Origin of the sequence: Protofrankia coriariae (assembly GCF_001017755.1) — a bacterium.
In the GTDB taxonomy this organism is placed as follows: domain Bacteria; phylum Actinomycetota; class Actinomycetes; order Frankiales; family Frankiaceae; genus Protofrankia; species Protofrankia coriariae.
Map to the genome: position 1 here is coordinate 11472 of NZ_JWIO01000025.1, position 17987 is coordinate 29458.

Here is a 17987-nt window from a genome sequence, read left to right on the forward strand (position 1 = left end):
GCTCGAGCCGCCGTCCGCCCCGCACATCGAGGTACGGCGGCGGCAGCTCGCCCGCTCCGGGGACGAATCCGCCCGGCTGGAACTGGCCCGCGCCGTCGTCCGTGGGAAAATCCACAACCAGGACATTCTGCTTCGGCGGCGCGCCACGGGCAGCACAAGCCCGGACGAGGTGTGGGCGCTCGCGCACCGGCTCGCCGAGCTCGCGAATCTCGTGGACGAGGCGCCGACGCTCGGGACTCTGCTCGGGGTCGAAGGCGCCGCCGCCGGTGCCTATTTCCGGGGAATCCGGCTGCTGCTCGGCGACACGGCCGCCGGTGGCTTCCGGCGGCGGGACCGCTCCGACGCCGACATCGTCAACGTGCTGGTCAACTACTGTTCGGCACTGCTGCGGGAAGTCGTCATGGGAGCGGTCGTGGCCGCCGGCCTCGACCCCTACCTGTCGTTTCTGCACACTCCGGGCCGTGGCCGCCCAACACTGGTTTTCGACCTGATGGAGGAATGGCGGCCCATCCTGCTGGAATCGACCGTGCTCGCGCTGATCAGGCTGGGTGCGGCGCACCCTGAGCATGTGACGGTGACCCCGGACGGGCCGCGGCTGGCACCGGAGGTCACATCGGCGGCCATCAAGCGGTTCCGTGCCCGCCTGGCGACACCGGCACGCGGCTGGCCCAAAGGAACCGGGAGCGGGTCGTACGCGGAAAGGCTGCGCGGCCAGTGCCGGGAATTCCGCGGCTGGGTGCTCGGCGAATCCGAGGAATACCAACCGTTCCTGTGGAGGTGACGGTGAGCATCCTACGAGCCGGTTATGTGGTGACGTTCGACATTTCCCATGACGCCCGTCGGCAGCGGGTCGGAAAAGTTCTCGAACGGCACGGCCCGCGCATCCTTCACAGCGTCTATGACATCGACGTCCCACCAGCGCTGATGGGACGGCTCGCCAACCGGTTTACCGGCATGATCGAGCGGCGGGACCATGTTCTCGTCCTACCATACTGTGGCAGTTGCGGGTCCTCATGGGCGGGAATACCGATGGACGCCCCGCCCGCGGGCGGCTGGATCGTGACATCGTGAAAGGGCCGGTCGTCGTCCTGTACGACATCGCCGACGAAGAGCGCCGCGCGCTCGTCCGCACGGCGCTGCGCCCGTTCGCGGACCGTTTTCAGCAGAGCGGCTGGTACATCCCGCCCGTCGCGGGATTCACCGCGACCCGGGTGACCGCCGGGTTGAGCAGCCTCATACTCCCCAGTGACCGAGTCGCCGCCTACCAGCCCTGCCCCCGATGCGCCCAGGATATGCGCTGGCTCCCCACAGACGCCTGGCGTCCCTCCGACACCCCGGCCGGTATTTTCATGTCTCACCGGTAGCACCCATTCATCTCCGCAACACCCGGCTCAACTCCAGTGAACAGCACCATCCACCCCAATCCGATATGGAAAGTTGGGGCTCTGCGACCGCACCGAAGCGGGACGGGGGAGAGGTGGGTTTGGTTTCAATCCGATGCGGAAAGTTGGGGCTCTGCGACTCTGGGCCCGATCCCTCATGCCGGAGGGCGAGTGTTTCAATCCGATGCGGAAAGTTGGGGCTCTGCGACAGTACCACGGATCCTGGGGGGTCTGACCTGGGCGTTTGCAAGATCGTCCCCCAACCCGTTGGGAGGGGCTGTGGATAACTGGGCGAAAATTCTTGATCGTTTGTGTTTGCACAGGTCACAAGGTTATGGATCTTTCCCACAACCTCCCCGCTTCTTCGGCGTGTCGGAGGTTGGGGACAACGATCATGGATTAGTCGTTTGACAGTAAGAGTGGTTTGTGCTTCGACCTGCGGGCGCGCGTGCCTCACCCCTCCATCGTCCGTCAGGGACAGGTGGGGCGTGTCGGCGGGGCGCAGGAGGGAGACCAGGCCGCCGGGCGCTGCCGAGTGAGGAGGCTCAGGAGCGGCGCGCATGCTTCAGCGGCCTACCGTGGAGATCCGGAGTGAGTCCGGGGGACCGCGCCGCGAGAAGAACCCCTGACGCGGGCGTCCCCACATAAAAGACATAAAATGGAATAAAGGGATAATGACAGTCAAAACTATAGGATCAGCAGGTGAACCGCGGAGGATGGAGGGTGAGCTGTGCCCGCTCGTGTTGTCGTGGCTGTCAGGCCGGCGTCGCCGGGGGCGCTGCCGCCGCCGGACACGGGGCCGGCGGTCAATGCCGCCGTGCTCGCGGCTGTCCGTGAGGAGCTCTCGCCCGAGGCCAGCGCCTGGCTGCATGACGGCTCCCCGGGCGGCCCACCGGCGCGGCCGTTCGCCATCACCCCGCTTCTCGACGAACACCAGCGTGCCCCCAACCGGTCGTCGGTGACCGTCCGTTTCGAGGTCGGGATTCTGTTCGACGACATCATCGGCTCGATGTTCGGCGCTCTGCGCAACCGTGACCGGTGGCGTTTCGGCTCCACCGACTACGTGACCGAAACGGTCGAGTTCGTCCAGGTCGAGCCCTACCCGGATCTGCTCGCCGCCGCCACCGCCGCCCCGGCGACATCGTGGGCGTTCGGGCTGGTCACGCCGGTCAGTTTCGCCACCGGACGCGGTGACGGTGCGCGCCGCCAGCGCATCCTGCCCGAGCCCGAGCGGGTGTTCGGCACGCTGGCCGCCCGGTGGCTGCGCTGGGCGCCGTCCGTCGCGCCGTTACCCGCCGACGTCGAGGCCGCGATCGGCGATCACCTGGAGCTCGTCGACATGCGACTTTTCACCACCGAGTACGTCATCAAGATCGGGACGCCGAAACGCCGTGGCTGCGTCGGGTTCGTCCGCTACCAGCTCGCCGCGCCGGCGGACGTTCCGCCGCGGACGCGCGGCGCCATCGACGCCCTTGCCCGTTTCGCCTGCTACGCGGGCGTCGGCGACCGCACCCCCAGCGGCATGGGCTACGTCATCGCCGATCCGGACGGGGACGGCACCGCATCGGGTGCCCGGCCGGCGCGTCGTCCCGCCCGCCCCGCGTGACGCGCCGGCCCGGGTAGGCAGACGGAGCCGCGCGGCCACGCCGGAGGCCGTCCGTTCCAGAGGCCGTCCGCATCCTTCGTGGTGTTCCGACCGGTATCCGGCTACCTCCCGCCAGCGCCGAGCTACCCCGGGCTGCAGGGTCCCACCGGCGCCTGACCGTCTGATCGGCGCCGGTGTTGTCCGGCGTGTTGTCTAGTTGATGTCTGGTTGTGGGCTGGTTGCCCGGTCGAGGTCCCGTCCCAGGTGGTTGCGGCAGGCGGGCTGGGAAATGCTGCAAGATACAGGTGAGAAGGGAGCGACCGCATGACCGACACGAAGACAGCCTGGGACGACGTGGCAAACAGTCTCACCACGCTGGGGCAACGGGTGAAGGCGCACTTCGACGACGTCGTCGGCGAGCGTCCGTTCGACCGCAGGGGGGTCGACGAGGCACTCGCCGAGCTCCGCGCGACCCTGGACCGGGCCTATTCCGCGGCCGGCCAGGCGGCGAAGGACCCGACAGTCCGCGAAAGTGCCTCAAAGATCGGCTCATCGTTCGTGGAGGCGCTGTCCAGCAGCCTGATCGATCTGGGCCAGCGCCTGAAGAAGCTCCGCCAGTAACGAGAAGCCTCGGGCTGGCGGGGTCCGTGAGCGGGGCGAGCGCCTAGCCGGCCATCCGGGACATGATCCAGGCGAGTTTGTCGTTGTGTACGCTTTTTGGCCGCAAAAGCGTACCGTACACAACGACAAAATCGTGACGATCTTCCGTGATGGTTGGCGGCCCGGCCCGGCCCGGTGCCGGCTGGCGGCCGGCCTGGCTGTCACGGCTGTCACGGCGGACGGTTCGCTCGGGGCCGACGGTCCGTCCGGGGGCCGTTGGAGACCTGTCGGCGAGAATCCGTGAATGCCGGGACATGTCCGGCCTGACAACGGGCGGGTGTCGTCCGCTGGAAACCGGAAAAACCGTGGGATCCGAGACCGCGGGGATCCTGGCAGCGCCAGAGCAGTCCGAATGGTAAACGGTGGCACCTGCAGGTAGTGTGCTCCGCCATGGATCCGGTACGGGTATTTCTTCTGGATGATCACGAGATCGTCCGGCGTGGCATCCGGGAGGTACTGGAGGACACCGGGGAAATCCGGGTCGTCGGCGAGGCATCGAGCGTGAGCGAGGCGCTGCGCCGCATACCCGCGTCCAACCCGCAGGTCGCGCTGCTGGACGCGCGGTTGGAGGACGGCAGCGGTATCGACGTGTGCCGGGACATCCGCTCCGCGCATCCGCAGGTCGGCTGTCTGATCCTGACGTCGTACGACGACGACGACGCCCTGTTCGCCTCGATCATGGCGGGCGCGGCCGGCTATCTGCTCAAGCAGATCAAAGGTACGGATCTCGTCGGCGCGATCCACACAATCGCCTCGGGACGCTCCCTGCTGGACCCGGCCGTCACGCAGAAGGTGCTGGCCCGGCTGCGGGAGGGCCCGGCCGAGGACAGCAGGCTGGCGACGCTCAGCGAGCGGGAACGGGAGATTCTGCTACTGATCGCCGAAGGGCTGACCAACCGGCAGATCGCGTCCAGGATCCACCTGTCCGACAAGACGGTGAAGAACTACGTGTCGGCGATCCTCGACAAGCTCGAGCTGACCAGCCGTACCCAGGCTGCGGTTTACGCCACGAAACTCCAGGGGCAGCGGAACGAGCAACAACAGGCCGCCCAGAAATAGGCCCGCCGCCGCCTCGTCGGCGCGGACGAACCGCGTACGCGGGGGGCGCTACGCGCAGCGCGCTCATGGCGCGTTCACGCGGCGTTGGACGGCCAGGACTGCCTCGCTGATCGGCACCGCCGTCTGGATGACGCTGGCGGTCGGCCACGGCTGGGCGCGGGCCGCCATCGCCTGGTGGACGGCGAGGGTGGCGTCGGAGGGGTCCTCCCCGGCGGCGGCACGGCGGGCGATCCGGGCGGCGGCCACCTCCGGCGAGGTGACGCAGCGCAGTTCGACGAGGTCACTGCTGGTCTGCTCGGCGAGGGCGGCGGCCGCGGCGCGGTACGCGGCCGTGGACCACGACGCGTCGAGCACGACGCTCTCACCTCGTTCCAGGGCATGGCGGGCCCGGCGCAGCAGTTCGGTGTAGGTGGCGTCGGTCGTCTGGGCGTCGTAGTACCCCTCGAACAGGCCGGCGGGGATCTGTGTGTCGGCGGGCAGGCCGGCCAGTTCCTTGCGGACGACGTCGGAGCGCAGCAGCACCCAGCCGTCCTCGGTGTCGACGAGCCTGCCGGCCAGGGTGGACTTGCCGGTGCCGGGCAGGCCGCCGATGAGGACGAGCCGGACCCGGCCGCGCCGCAGGTGCAACAGCGCGATCCTGGCGAGCCGGCGCGCCTGCCGGGCGGCCTCCGGCGCGCCCTGGCGGGCCCGGATGCAGGAGACCTTGGCCCGCACCAGCGCCCGGTAGGCGATGTAGAGATGCCGCAGCGACGGCGGATGCTTCTCCCCCGCGAACTCCCCGTACCAGGTCAGGAACCTTTCGGCGGCGTCGGCGGCGCCAAGGCGCTCCAGGTCCATGGCGAGGAAGGCGATGTCGCCGAGCACGTCCCCGAGCCGCAGCCGGCGGTCGAACTCGATGCAGTCGAGTATCCGTGGGCCGTCGTCGAGGCAGTAGATATCGTCCGCGAGCAGGTCGCCGTGCCCGTCCCGGATCCAGCCGGCGCGCTGGCGCTCGGCCAGCAGCGCCGCCCGGCCGGCGAGGTAGCGGGGGGCGAGCCGGCCGATCTCGTCGATGGCACTCGAGTCGATCAACATCCCGCTGAACGGCGCGATCCCGGTCAGGCTCTCCTGCCACAGTCCCTCGAGGGTGGCCGGGCTGCCCGCCTCGGCGATCTCGGGGGAGGTCGGGCACCGCTGGTGGAAGGCGGCGAGCAGCCGGGCGAGCGCGCGCAGCTGCCCGTCCACCCGCCGACCCATGGAGATCATGCTGGACAGGCGCCGGTTCGCGGGCATCCGCCGCATCACGACCATGTGGTCCACCAGCGTGCCGGCATTGTCGCGGATGTCGGCCACGCCGAGATAGACGTCGGGGGCGAGGCGGCGGTTGAGTTCGACCTCGGCCCGGCAGGCCGCCTCCCTCGCCTGTCGGGTGCGGAAGTCGAGGAAGCCCAGATCCAGCGGCTTCTTCACCTTGAAGACGCGGTCGCCGGAGAAGTACAGCGTCGCGCTGTGCGTCTCGACCGTCTCCAGGCCGGAGAGCACCGCCCTGGTGAACTGCCTGTCGGTGAGCTGCTCATCGGTGAACCGCGAGCCGTCGAGCTCGGGGCGTCCGACCTCGAGATACATGTACGGACGCGCGTGCGGGCCCGTACGCCTCGACACTGTCGTCCGGTCATCGACGGTCATAACACCTCCAACATCAGAACATGTCGCGACGGCAGGTGTGACAGCGCTCATCCGGACCAGCCGGACCAGCCGACCGGTACAGGACCGGGCGCAGGCACGGCGCCGCCGCCCGATGTCCATCCTGGGCCGGGAGGGAAGTAGAAACGACCGTCGGAGGTTTCCTCGGGGACGGGCCGTTCGGACCCCGCCACACGGACCTCCGGCCCACAACCCCGCCGAATGATGCTCCCCGGACGGGACGAACCGTCCCAGACAACTCACGCGTCCTGCCCGAACACGCACCGCACGAACGGATCTGGTGACAGCGGGTGAGTTCCGGCTGGCTCCACCGGCCGCGCTGGGAGCCGCGGGTCACTCAGGCCAGGGGCACGGACCAGCGCAGGTGGGTACCACCTTCGGGCCCCGCGGAGAGGTCGAAGGTACCGCCGAGATCTTCGGCTCGGCTGCGTATGTTCGCAAGCCCGCTACGACGCTCCGTGTTCCCGATGCCCACGCCGTTGTCGATCACGTCCACGCTGAGCTGGCCCCCGGTAACCCCTACGATGACCTCGACGCTGCTGGCACGGGCGTGCCGGGCCGCGTTCGACAGGCCCTCCCGCACCACGGCGAGCAGATGCTCACCGGCCGCCGCGTCCACCGCCGTGTCCAGCGGGCCTTCGAACCGCAGGTACGGCGCGAAGCCGAAGGCGTCGCTCACCGCGTCGACGACGGAGGCGACCCGCGCCCGCAGGCCGGAGCCAGCCGTCGTCCGCCGGCCCCGCAGCTCGAAGACGGTTGACCGGATCTCACGGATCGTCACGTCCAGATCCTCCACGTACGTGGCCATCCGACGGGCCGGCCCTGGCCGCTCCTCAGCGGCGGCCAGTCCCTGCATGCCGAGCGCAACGGCATACAGCCGCTGCATGACGTGGTCGTGCAGGTCACGAGCGATCCGGTCCCGATCCTCCAGGACGACGATCCGTTCTCGGGCAGCCCGCGCCTGGGTGATCTCGAGAGCCGTCGCCACGTGCCCGGCGAACGCCGCGGCCATATCGAGATCACTGTCCGTGAACGGCGTGGCGCCGTGCCGCCGGCCGAGCACCACCGCTCCGTTGGCCACCTGGGAGCCCGCCAACGGGACGATCATCAGCGGGCCGATCCCATGCGTGTAGGGATCGTTACCGCTGGCCTCGGCCGCGGCGTCCGAGACGAGCAAAGGTGCGCACGTCCGCACCGCCTTGCCTCCCAACGAGCCGTCCATGGGGATTATCCTGCTCTGCAGGACACCGGCGTCGTCACCGTCGGCAACCTCTACGGTCAGGTGCGACGAGGGCTCCCCGCTGAGGAGTATCGCGGCCACGTCCGCGCCGGCGAGCTCCCGGGCACGACTGACGATCATGTTCAGCGGCCGCTCGCCGTCACCAAGCACGTGACGGGTGATGTCCGCCGAGGCCTGCAGCCACCGCTGGCGACGTTGCGCCTGGTCGAACAGCCGGGCGTTGTCGATGGCGATCCCGGCGCTCGCGGCCAGCGCCAGGACGAGTTCCTCATCCTCGGCCGTGAACGTCCGGCCGTTGCGCTTCTCCGTAAGATAGAGGTTGCCGAAAACCTCGCTGCGGACCCTGATCGGAACGCCGAGGAAGGTCTGCATGGGCGGGTGGTTCGCCGGGAAACCGACGGCCCGGGGGTTCGTCGCGATGTCGTTCAGGCGAAGCGGCTGTGGCTGTGCGGTGAGCAGGCCCAGCACCCCCTGCCCCCGCGGCAGCTGTCCGATCTTCTCGACCAGAGGCGGCTCCATGCCGACGTGGATGAACTGCTCGAGATGCCCTTCCCTGGCGATCACCCCCAGAGCACCGTACCGGGCGTCGACCAGCTGACAGGCCTCCTCCACGATGCGGCGCAGCACCACCTCCAGGCTGAGGTCGGCGATGACCGTCCGGGTGGCTCGCAGCAGGCCGCGCAGCCTGCTCTGCGTCTCGATGACATCCTGCGCCCGGTCGATGAGCTGGGCGAGCAGTTCGTCGAGTTCCAGGCGGGCAACTGCCGGGAAGGCCATCTCTCTCACCGGCTCCACGGAGGAGTCACCCGGCAGGGACGCGGATGCGGCGGAATCCGGCACACCCGTGGAGATCTTCCCTGTCTCCTGGTCGTCCATACCTCAGACACACTAACGGAAGTAGGCCAACACCGACGAGCCCTCTGGAATGATCGATCCAAGAATTCCACACCCCCATTCGGGAGCCCTGCGTATATGTATTCCGTACGGAGCGGCACCGACGGTGCCCACCTCCCGAATATTCGTACTGAACTGACCGGACGCGTCGAATACCGTTTTGTCATGATGCGGCCGGTCGCCGGGAGTCAGCCAACCGGTGCCCGGCCACGCCCGTGACGCGCTCGCCCGTTCTACCCGGACCACGCCGAAGAACCGACGCGAAGCTGCCCCGGACCGTCTACCCGGACACGGCGGTGGCATTTCTCGACAGGGTGACGGTATCGCCCACCGGATAAACGGCTCCGTCCGGGCGCTGCGCCGGGGCAGCAATGACGTCGGACACGCTACGGCCCACCGCGACCGCAATCTGGTCGTCTGCCACGCAGCCGCGGGAATGCAGCGCGACAGCCGTGAAGAGATCACTGACGAGGGCGTCGGGATCCCTGCCGGGAAGGCGTGTCAGCTCGTCGGCCAGCCGTCGGAAACCGAACTGGTTCCCAGCTGGGCCGCGCGCCTCGGTGATGCCGTCGCTGTAGGCGCACAGGACGTCCCCCGGCGCCAGGCGGGCCCGCTCGGTCCGCCACATGCCGCTGCCGTCGGGCAGGATGGCTGCGACGAGGGGACCTGTCGACGCCAGAGTCACAAGCCCCGCCCTTCCGGCTTCGTTTTTTCCACCTCCTCTCGCGTCCAGGCCGTCTCCGACAGCCAGGGCCTCCCTTTCCACATCCGGATCCGCGTCATCCGAATCCGCGCCATCCGGATCCGCGTCGCCCGGATCCACACCGCCCGCCGTCGCCTCGTCCGCGGCCGCACCCCGTCCGCCGCCCGGATTTCGGACGATCACCGGCCATGGGTGCCCGGCGTTGGCGTACTCGACAAGTCCGGTTTCAAGATCTACTATTGCGACGAACGCGGTCGCGAACATCTCACCGGTGTCACCGAGGCATCGCTGCACCTGTTGGATCGCCTCGTCCGGGGTTGCCTCGGTGAGCAGCGCGGCCGCGAGAAGCTGCTTGACCAGCAGCGCGTGCACGCCGGCCACCGGCCCGTGCCCCGCCGCGTCCCCCACGGTGAACCCGAGACGACCATCGGGCAGCTCGAAGGTGTCGTACCAGTCGCCGGCGAGCAGGCCCTCCGCCGGGATGATCCGGCCTGAGATCCGCATGCCCGGGATCTCGGTCACGGACGCGGTCAGCGCGTCCCGCACCGCCGCCGCTGTCGGTCCCTGTTGGCCGATCGCGGCCAACACGCGCAGACGCATCGCGTCCAGCCCCTCTCCGAGCTCGGCCATCTCAGCCGGGCCGTTGCGCGGCACGGCCCGGTCGTAACCGCCACGGGCAAGTTCCCCGACCGCGCGCAACAGCCCACGTAGCGGCGCGAGGAGCAACCGCCGGACACCGACGACCAGCACAGCGACGACCAGAAAAACCAGGAACACGGCACCCAGCGCACCGGCGAGCAACTGCCACCCGGCCCCGCCGGCCTGAGTCGACATCTGATCCTGGTGACGTAAAATTTCCTGCTGCATCGTGGCCACCCGCGTACGCATGGTGTCAAAGCTTGAGTTCCTCGTGGCGGCCGCCTCTGCCGAATGAATGACCACCATGTTCTCGGCACGCACGGCGCTCATCGCGGGATCCGCGTGCGAGCTCCATACCCCGTACGCTTCCGTCACCTGCCGCACAAGGTCGGGCAGCCGTCCGAGACCGGCAACGGAGGCGGACAGCTGGTTGATTCTGGCCGAAATATCCCGGGACCCGGCCAACGCAGACCTGTGAAGTTCGGACTGGCCGGTTGTCAGGTAACCGCGCCAGTCGCTGTCCTCAGCGGCGAGATGATCAAGGATGGCGGCCACGTCTGCCGCGGCCGGCTCCAGCCGGTCGTTCTGGACAGCGGTGACGTCCGCCGTTCGGACTGCGGCTGCCAGCGCGGCCCCGAGGCAGCCGAACGCGATGGCCAGCGTAATGGCCACCACAACGGCCACCTTCCTCTTCATCCTGTTCTCCCCCACGCCGACGGCCGTCTGTCGAGCGGTAGCCCTGGTTATGAAGACCGCTGGGCAGCGGCGGAACGCCGACTACCGGCCTGGGGCCACCCCGCACGGACCCGCGCCACCGAGTGGCCCGCCGGCCCCGACGTGTCCACCGGCCCGTGGCCCCGGTCGTTCCACCAAAGCCCTCATCCAGCCTGGCGGAGCCGTCGCGGCTCTGACAGGGACCTTCGGCAGAGGCTGTGGGGTCTGTCCCACCCGCCTTGACAGGTGCCATGACCTGGCCGATGGGCAGGCGCTGTGCCTGGCCGGCCGGTCGGCCCCGGCATCGGCCGACGCGCAGAGCGGACGAGCGAAGATCGTCCCCGTACGTCGGCATGGGGCGGTCAGGTGATCCTCAGGATCTGAACGGATCTTTCGTCTGGTGGCCGCCGGATGATTTGGTCAGCGCATGGTAGCGAGCCACGGCGTCCGTGCGGTTGGCCGCGCCGAGCTTCCGCAGAATGTGCTTCACATGCGATTTCACGGTGCCTTCGGTCACGAACAGGCTGCTCGCGATCTGCGCGTTCGTCTTACCCGAGGCCAGGCTACGCAGCACCTCGCACTCACGGGGGGTCAGACTGGCGAACAGCGCGTCCTCGGGATACGCCGCCGGCGTCTCCCGGAAATTCTGTCCCGACGAGTACGCGCCCAGTGAGCGGTTCAGCGGCTTCTCCGAGCCATCGCCGATCTCCATGACGTCCTCGGCGATGTCGTCGACGAGGTCGTTGACCGCGCACACATGTTCGTTGAACATGGACCGCATGAACCGCAGCCGCCGGAAGAGCGCGTTTCTCTCGAACGCGACACCCACCCCCGCGGCGAACATGCCGATCAGATCGCGGTCGAATTCGTCCACCCCGCCGAGTTCCGCCTGCCGGTCGGCGTGCAGGAACCCCACCACCTTGCCCCAGGAGACCACCGGGGCGGCCACATAGCCCTTGGTGCCGACCACGGCAACCATTTCGGCATGGACGCGCGAGCTCGACTGGGGGTTCCGTACCAGGATCGGGACGCGGCGCCGTGCCATCTCGCTTTCGACCAGTGCGCCGGTCAGCGGCCGAGGATGCGCGATACCGACCTGCACCAGCGTCCGGGCAAGCTGCTCCTCGCCCTCCATATAGGCCGTGCGCGCGATCCAGACACCCTTGTCAATGCGTGAGAACAGAATTCTGGTGAAACCCAGCCGATGGGCCTCCACCGGTGCCCGCTCCTCCAGAGCCGACAGCGAGGAGGCCCCGCGTAAGTGGCAGAGCGCCTGCTCGACACCGAACATCCTCGCCGTCCGCCGCCCCAGCGTGGCCTCCATCAACGTGACCCGGGCCAGCCCCGACTGCAGAAGAACCTCCGCCAGTTGCCGGACCGAGGAGTCCTTCGACGACTGGACGGCGAGGCTCATACATTCACTCGCCGCGCGCTGGGCCGCCCCCAACGCCGCGTCCGCCGCCTTCGGGTCACCGTTGGCGAAGTCTGAATACGTCACGCCGTCGTCAAGAATCCGCTCGGCGGTTCTCAGGATCTCCCTGGCCCGCTGGACGCCGTCCTCGACCGCCACCGGCTCCGAGCTGGCCATGTCCGAGTCCGACCCGTCGTCCAGCACGGGAGCATGGACACCACTGCCCATTCCCGCCTCCTCTTCGAGCTCTTCGAGTCGCAGGATCCACGGCGGCATCGAGGCCATGCGCCAGCGAATCTGACGCGCGGCTGGCCGATCCCCCTCAGCCCTCCGGCGGGGCCGGCGTGGCACGGCTTCGACCCGCCACTCAACGGACGGTCGATGATCGACATATCACTCGACTTTGGTCGATACATTAGACCGACAGGCCAGGATGGTCCAGACGCGACGTGCGGGTACTTCGCCGAGCGTCATGTGCGCGACACACCCGCCAAGAGCACCAAGAGTATTTATTCTGTAGCCGTACGTAATCAAGTGGACGATGGCCTTCGTCGGCGGACGGCGACGCCGGGGAGGATTGCCACGAGTGCGCCGTCGGGTGCGCGCACAGGCCGAAAAAATACCCAGTAAGAAGCGTTCGTCCTCGGCCGGCCTGGCGAACTCGGACCTACAGGCCCAGCGACTTACTGATGATAGTCTTCATGATCTCACTCGTGCCGCCGTAGATACGCGTGACACGGGCATCCGCGTACAGCCGGGCGATAGGATACTCCAGGATATAGCCGTAACCACCGAACAACTGCAGGCAACGGTCGACCGTCCGGCCCTGCAGTTCGGTGCAGTAAAGCTTCACCTTTGCCGCGTCCACCGGGCTCAGCTCACCGGCGACGTGCTCGGCCAGCGCGCGGTCCACCATCGCCTGCGCCGCCTCTATTTCCGTGGCCACCGCGGCCAGTTCGAACCTGGTGTTCTGGAAGTGGCTGACCGGCTTCCCGAACACATGGCGTTCCCTGACATAGGTCACGGTGGTGTCCAGCGCGGCCCGGGCCGCGGCCAGCGAACTGATCGCGATGCTCAGCCGTTCCTGGGGCAGACCGTGGGTCAACTGCTCGAAGGCCGTCCCCTCCTCCCCCAGCAGGTTCTCGACCGGCACCCGCACGTCGGTGAACGACAGTTCGATGGTGTCCTGCACCTTCAGGCCGATCTTCGCCAGATTGCGGCCCTTCTCGAAGCCCGGCATGCCGTCCTCGACGACCAGCAGGCTGAGCCCCCGCCGCCGGTCGGACTCGCTTCGCGAGGTTCGCGCCACCACGACCACCAGGTCGGCGAGCGCACCCCCGCTGATGAACGTCTTCGCGCCGTTGAGCACATAGTGCTCGCCGTCCCGGACCGCGGTCGTGCGCACGCCGGCCAGGTCCGAACCAGCGCCCGGTTCGGTCATCCCGATCGCCGCGAACAGGTCGCCGCTCACCAGGCCCGGGAACCAGCGCCCACGCTGTGCCTCGTCGGCGTGGTCCAGGAAATACGGAACCACCACGTCCAGGTGTACCTGTAACGTCCCCAGCGCGACCAGCGCCCGGGCGCACTCCTCGTTGATCACGGCGTTGTAGGTGAAGTCCGGCTGGTCACCTCCGCCGTATTCGGCCGGAAACGCCATCCCCAGCACCCCGAGCTTGCCCAGGTCCCGGAAGAAATCCCTGGGGACCGCACCGGCGGCCAACCAGTCGTCGAAGACGGGCACCACCTCGCGGGTGAGATAGTTCCGGAACATCTGACGGAAGCTCTCGTGGTCGGCGGTGAAACCGGTGCGCCGCATTCCCGACGTCCTCTCATGGTGTTGTGAGCAGCAGAATAGCTCCGCCGGCCCTCGTCCACCGCAAACAGTCAACAACACCGCGGAACCCCGGTCGGGTGCCACGGGCAGGGCGTGGGGCAACTGGGGTACGCATCATAACAAAACCGTTGAAAGACGGAAATCTCAGCGCGATCAGAAGCGACCAGAAACAGTGGGACGTGGGACCGGCCGCCCCGGACACCGGTCCCACGTCCCCGACCCACTCATGATCCCGCGAACGGCTCCGTGACCTCGCGGCTACGAAATGTTCGCCTCGCGCGCTCAGCTCTTCTCGGGCGCCCAGGTGGCGGGTAGCCGCTTGACACCGTTCATGAAGTTGGACAGCAGCATGTCGCGCTCGCCGACCCTGAGGCCCTTCATCCGGGTGTATATCTCCCGCACCTCAGTCTTGATCATCTGCTTGGCGAGCATGTGGCCCAGGCAGTAGTGCGGGCCACCGCCGCCGAACGCCTGGTGCGGGTTGAACTTGTTGACCCGCCGTACGTCGAACGTGTCGGGGTTCTCGAACACGTCGGGGTCCCGGTTACTGGATATGTACCACATGACGACCTTGTCACCCTTTTTGATGGTTTCCCCACCGAATTCGGTGTCCCGTGTCGCGGTGCGGCGGAAGTGCATCAGCGGCGGTTCCAGCCGCAGGCACTCGTTGACGGCGTCGTCCGCACGCCTGTCGAAGTCCGCCATGACGTAGGCAAGCTGGTCGGGATACTCCTGGAACAGCGAGAGCACGTGCGCCATCGAGTGCCGGGTGGTGTCGTTGGCTGCCGCGGCGAGCAGCGCGAAGAAGACGCCGACCTCCTCGACGGACAGCTTGTTGCCCTCGTACTGCGCCTGGGCGACCCAGCTGAGCAGGTCGTCACCTGGATTTTCCTTGCGTTCCTTCGCCAGCTCGATCGCGAGGGTCGCCAGCTTCTGGGAGGCGTCGGCGAACACCTGGAGCGGAGAGCCGATATGAGCGTACTCGGGGTCCGCCCAGCACGCGAACTGCTCGGCCGCGTCCATCACATACTGGATCTGCTCCGGGTCGGTGATCCCCATGAAGGTCGCGAAGATCCGGCCGGGCACCTCCTTGGTGATCAACTGGCAGAGGTCCCCCTCGCCCAGGGGCGCGACCCTGTCGATGACCTGATGGACGATCCCGCCGATGTCCTCCGACATCTTGAAGATGTTCTTCGGCGTGAAGGCGACGCTGACGACGCCCCGCATCTCGGTGTGCCGAGGAGCGTCCGTCACGATGAACGACAACATCGTCTCCAGCTGCGGGAAGTCGTCGACGAACACGCCGTCGGCGGAGCTGAACAGCTCCGTGTCCCGGGAGATGTTCTGGATGTCGCGGTACTTCACCACCGACCAGAACCCCTGGGCGTTGTTCAGGTTCGGGTCCAGGGCCTCGGGTGCCTCGTGCCAGCTGACCGGCTTGTTCTCCCGTAACCAGCGAAATGCCTCGTGATGGACGGACCGGGGCTTGGCCCAGAACTCGAGCGAGCTGAGCCGCGTGTCGACGGTTCCATCGGTAATCGTCATGGTCGCCCCTTTCTCAGGCATGTGCTACAGGTCTGACCGTAATCTTCCGGGCTCCGCCGCACTCCCCTCGTAGGAGTCAACCTGGTGCCCCCATCGGGATAAATTTCCGCGGGAGCCGGCCCGCCGCCGGACCTGTCCGGCACGGACCGCGCGACGAAGAGCGCGCCCCAGCACCACGACGGATTTTCGCCGTTCAGTTCAACCTGATTCGACAACTACGATCGCGACCGCCGGAACACCGTCGCGCACCGGCATCAACGGACGGAGCCGGCCGGGCGCCATACGGTCGCCTCGGCCGGCTTCTCCGGTTCGTCAATCAGTCATGTCCAGTTTTCGAGGAACGCGGTCAGAAACGAATCAGACCTCGAATGTTCCGGCCGTCCAGCAGGTCCTGATATCCCTCGTTGATGTCTTCCAGGGAATATTCCCTGGTCACCAGCTCGTCGAGCTTGAGCTGGCCGCGGTTGTACAGCTCAAGATAGCGGGGGATGTCGTGCTGCGGGTTCGAGGAGCCGAACAGCGCGCCGCGGATCGACTTCTCGTACAGTGTCAGCTCGAACAGCGACCCACTGATCGAGATGTCCGTGGGATGCCCGATCGCGGTCACCACCACCCTGCCACGCTTACCCACCAGGCTCAGCGCCTCACCGACGTACGCGCTTTCGGCGACGTCCGTCGTGATGATGCACGCGTCCGCCAGCTGCCCGCGGGTCAGCTCGCTGACCAGTTCCCGTGCCGCGTCGACGGTGGCGGCCGTGTGGGTCGCGCCGAACTCGACAGCCTTCTGCCGCTTGAAGTCGACGGGGTCCAACGCGACGACGGTCCGCGCGCCCGCGGCCCTGGCCCCCTGCACCGCGTTGACACCGATACCACCGACGCCCATCACGACCACGGTGTCACCCGGCCGCACCTGCGCGGTGTTCACCGCGCTGCCGTAACCGGTCGGGACACCGCATCCAATCAGTGCCGCCTTGTCCAGCGCCGCACCCTGGTCGATCCTGACCACGGACGCGACCGGGACGACCGTGTATTCCGAGAAGGTCCCGAGCACACACATCTGCCCGATATCGTGACCGCGCGCGTGGAATCGGTAGGTACCGTCCAGCTGGGGGCCAAGAATAATCGCAGCCCCGAGATCGCAGAGATTCGTCAGGCCACGCGAACAGTACGAGCAGCGCCCGCAGGAGGGCAGGAAGCTCAGGACGATCGAGTCGCCTTCCGCCACCTCGGTCACGCCCGGCCCGACCGCCGCGACGACACCGGCGCCCTCATGCCCACCGACGACCGGGAAAGGAATGGGGATGTCGCCGCTGACCAGGTGATAATCTGAATGACACAGACCGCTGGCGGTGAGCTTGACCAGAACCTCGCCCGCCTTGGGCGGGTCGAGTTCGACATCCTCGACCTGCCACTTCTCTTCCAGCCCCCACAGGACGGCGGCTTTGGTCCTCATTCGGACGACCTCCTTCGGCGGTGAAGGCTCCGTCTCGAGCGCGCCAGCCGACGCCAGCCGAATGCTGCTGGCGCGCTCGAGTGCCCATCTCCACAGGATGACCTTGTGACGTACGTAACAGTACTCCCGCCGTGTTTCCGGCGGATCTTCCGTACGAGGTGTTTCAATACCCCCCCGGAGGGATGACGATCCGCTCTCGATCATCGAAATCGTGATCGCCGCCCGATCGAGGAAGAGCAGGCCCGACGGCCATGCGGGCCGCTGCTGGCGACTCTGGACGCGAAGGCCCACGCAACCGGACGACGACCGCTGTAGCTGCCCGCTGACGGAGCCGACCGGCCGCACCCTGAGCGGATCAGCAGTGACCGGTAGCCCATATGAGTATGGTCCAGTATGCGCGCCACGCCATTCACCGAGCGTCGTTTCGCCGAGAGCCGTTCACCCCGGCAGAAGCACTGGCACGGTTGGGATCGTGCCCCTGGTAGGAATCGAACCTACGGCCTACCGCTTAGGAGGCGGTCGCTCTATCCACTGAGCTACAAGGGCGGGGCTACTACAGGAACGGGACTACAAGGGCGGGCCTGGCATCGTGAGGAGGCCCGACGGCATCCCAGCTTACGCATCATCCGTCGTCCCGGTCGTACGTGGCCGGTCACGTGGGCGGATCAGATGGGACGAGTCACAGCGTCAGAGAAGCCTCGGCCACCATCCTTCCTGTTGCCGATCGCTACCGTGATCGACACTTATAGCAGCTCTCGCGGCAAGCGGACACCGGCAGCGTGTAGCGCGGCACGGGCCACCACGAGCCGCGTCCTGGCCTACGCCCAGCTGTGACCATGGCCCGGGAAGGGGCGATCGGAGCGGGGCCGCCCGGGGCGGTCAGCCGAGCTGTTCGGCCAGCTCGACAAGCTCCTTGCATTTCGGGCATACCGGGAACCGCTGGGGATCACGCACCGGCTCGAACCTGTAACCACACAGCGCGGTCACGCGTCCACCTTCGATGGAAGCCCGGACGATCTCCTCGTGGCGCGCGTAGTGGGCGAAGTCGTTACCCTCGTCCGTGCTGCCGTGAGTGGTCTCCGGTGCGATCTGGGTCGAGCTCATACACCGCAGTGTATGACTCGCGCCGAGACGCCGATCCGCCGATCCCACCGGCTGGTTCCCACCGGCGACCGGCCCGCCGGG

14 protein-coding genes and 1 tRNA gene (1 of these 15 only partly in view) are annotated in these 17987 nt (G+C 67.6%); 6 read left to right on the plus strand and 9 right to left on the minus strand.

What is annotated here, in order from left to right:
- From cas1 to FrCorBMG51_RS15280, 6 genes are all read left to right on the plus strand, one after another.
- Positions 1-781, plus strand: the 3' portion of a protein-coding gene (gene cas1 / locus FrCorBMG51_RS15255) for a CRISPR-associated endonuclease Cas1 (RefSeq protein WP_047223744.1). The gene continues 254 nt to the left of window position 1, outside the view; only the last 781 of its 1035 coding nucleotides appear in the window; the start codon falls outside the window, past its left edge; the stop codon is at positions 779-781.
- A gap of 2 nt (positions 782-783) precedes the next feature.
- Entirely contained in the window at positions 784-1071 is a 288-nt protein-coding gene (gene cas2, locus FrCorBMG51_RS28355) for a CRISPR-associated endonuclease Cas2 (protein WP_047223745.1), read from the plus strand.
- On the plus strand, positions 1068-1364 hold the full coding sequence (locus FrCorBMG51_RS15265) for a CRISPR-associated endonuclease Cas2 (RefSeq protein ID WP_047223746.1): 297 nt from the start codon (positions 1068-1070) through the stop codon (positions 1362-1364). Before cas2 ends, FrCorBMG51_RS15265 begins: the two co-directional genes overlap by 4 nt.
- Positions 1365-2112: 748 nt before the next feature.
- The gene (cas6, locus tag FrCorBMG51_RS15270; protein WP_157180519.1) at positions 2113-2988 is read left to right on the plus strand and encodes a CRISPR system precrRNA processing endoribonuclease RAMP protein Cas6; all 876 of its coding nucleotides are present in this window, start codon (positions 2113-2115) and stop codon (positions 2986-2988) included.
- 303 nt (positions 2989-3291) lie between these two features.
- Complete coding sequence (locus tag FrCorBMG51_RS15275) at positions 3292-3588, plus strand: hypothetical protein (protein WP_047223748.1); 297 nt, start codon at positions 3292-3294, stop codon at positions 3586-3588.
- 429 nt (positions 3589-4017) lie between these two features.
- A complete protein-coding gene (locus FrCorBMG51_RS15280; RefSeq protein ID WP_047223749.1) occupies positions 4018-4686 on the plus strand; it encodes a response regulator in 669 nt (222 codons plus the stop codon).
- Between the two features lie 63 nt (positions 4687-4749).
- On the opposite strand, the gene FrCorBMG51_RS15285 is transcribed toward FrCorBMG51_RS15280, so the two are convergent.
- From FrCorBMG51_RS15285 to FrCorBMG51_RS15325, 9 genes are all read right to left on the minus strand, one after another.
- A complete protein-coding gene (locus FrCorBMG51_RS15285) occupies positions 4750-6351 on the minus strand; it encodes a bifunctional aminoglycoside phosphotransferase/ATP-binding protein (RefSeq protein ID WP_052914710.1) in 1602 nt (533 codons plus the stop codon).
- A gap of 355 nt (positions 6352-6706) precedes the next feature.
- A complete protein-coding gene (locus tag FrCorBMG51_RS15290) occupies positions 6707-8485 on the minus strand; it encodes a sensor histidine kinase (protein ID WP_047223750.1) in 1779 nt (592 codons plus the stop codon).
- Positions 8486-8783: 298 nt separating this feature from the next.
- The gene (locus tag FrCorBMG51_RS15295; RefSeq protein ID WP_235433606.1) at positions 8784-10520 is read right to left on the minus strand and encodes a PP2C family protein-serine/threonine phosphatase; all 1737 of its coding nucleotides are present in this window, start codon (positions 10518-10520) and stop codon (positions 8784-8786) included.
- A gap of 412 nt (positions 10521-10932) precedes the next feature.
- Complete coding sequence (locus tag FrCorBMG51_RS15300) at positions 10933-12198, minus strand: LuxR C-terminal-related transcriptional regulator (protein ID WP_157180520.1); 1266 nt, start codon at positions 12196-12198, stop codon at positions 10933-10935.
- Positions 12199-12637: 439 nt separating this feature from the next.
- Positions 12638-13786 carry an acyl-CoA dehydrogenase family protein gene (locus FrCorBMG51_RS15305; RefSeq protein WP_047223752.1) on the minus strand — a complete coding sequence of 383 codons (1149 nt, stop codon included), beginning with the start codon at positions 13784-13786 and terminating at the stop codon, positions 12638-12640.
- A 300-nt stretch (positions 13787-14086) separates the two neighbouring features.
- Complete coding sequence (locus tag FrCorBMG51_RS15310; protein WP_047223753.1) at positions 14087-15349, minus strand: cytochrome P450; 1263 nt, start codon at positions 15347-15349, stop codon at positions 14087-14089.
- Between the two features lie 346 nt (positions 15350-15695).
- Positions 15696-16802 carry an NDMA-dependent alcohol dehydrogenase gene (locus FrCorBMG51_RS15315; RefSeq protein WP_047223754.1) on the minus strand — a complete coding sequence of 369 codons (1107 nt, stop codon included), beginning with the start codon at positions 16800-16802 and terminating at the stop codon, positions 15696-15698.
- 473 nt (positions 16803-17275) lie between these two features.
- Positions 17276-17348, minus strand: a tRNA-Arg gene (locus FrCorBMG51_RS15320).
- 333 nt (positions 17349-17681) lie between these two features.
- Positions 17682-17906: a DUF3039 domain-containing protein gene (locus FrCorBMG51_RS15325; protein WP_047223755.1), complete on the minus strand. Its 225-nt coding sequence runs from the start codon at positions 17904-17906 to the stop codon at positions 17682-17684.
- Positions 17907-17987: the final 81 nt, after the last annotated feature.

Excerpts from the sequence above, each read along its gene's own strand:
- FrCorBMG51_RS15305 (WP_047223752.1), bottom strand. The coding sequence starts at position 13,786 with ATGCGGCGCACCGGTTTCACCGCCGACCACGAGAGCTTCCGTCAGATG.
- FrCorBMG51_RS15290 (WP_047223750.1), bottom strand. The coding sequence starts at position 8,485 with ATGGACGACCAGGAGACAGGGAAGATCTCCACGGGTGTGCCGGATTCC.
- FrCorBMG51_RS15325 (WP_047223755.1), bottom strand. The coding sequence starts at position 17,906 with ATGAGCTCGACCCAGATCGCACCGGAGACCACTCACGGCAGCACGGAC.
- FrCorBMG51_RS15285 (WP_052914710.1), bottom strand. The coding sequence starts at position 6,351 with ATGACCGTCGATGACCGGACGACAGTGTCGAGGCGTACGGGCCCGCAC.
- FrCorBMG51_RS15280 (WP_047223749.1), top strand. The coding sequence starts at position 4,018 with ATGGATCCGGTACGGGTATTTCTTCTGGATGATCACGAGATCGTCCGG.
- FrCorBMG51_RS15315 (WP_047223754.1), bottom strand. The coding sequence starts at position 16,802 with ATGAGGACCAAAGCCGCCGTCCTGTGGGGGCTGGAAGAGAAGTGGCAG.
- FrCorBMG51_RS15300 (WP_157180520.1), bottom strand. The coding sequence starts at position 12,198 with ATGGGCAGTGGTGTCCATGCTCCCGTGCTGGACGACGGGTCGGACTCG.
- FrCorBMG51_RS15275 (WP_047223748.1), top strand. The coding sequence starts at position 3,292 with ATGACCGACACGAAGACAGCCTGGGACGACGTGGCAAACAGTCTCACC.
- FrCorBMG51_RS15310 (WP_047223753.1), bottom strand. The coding sequence starts at position 15,349 with ATGACGATTACCGATGGAACCGTCGACACGCGGCTCAGCTCGCTCGAG.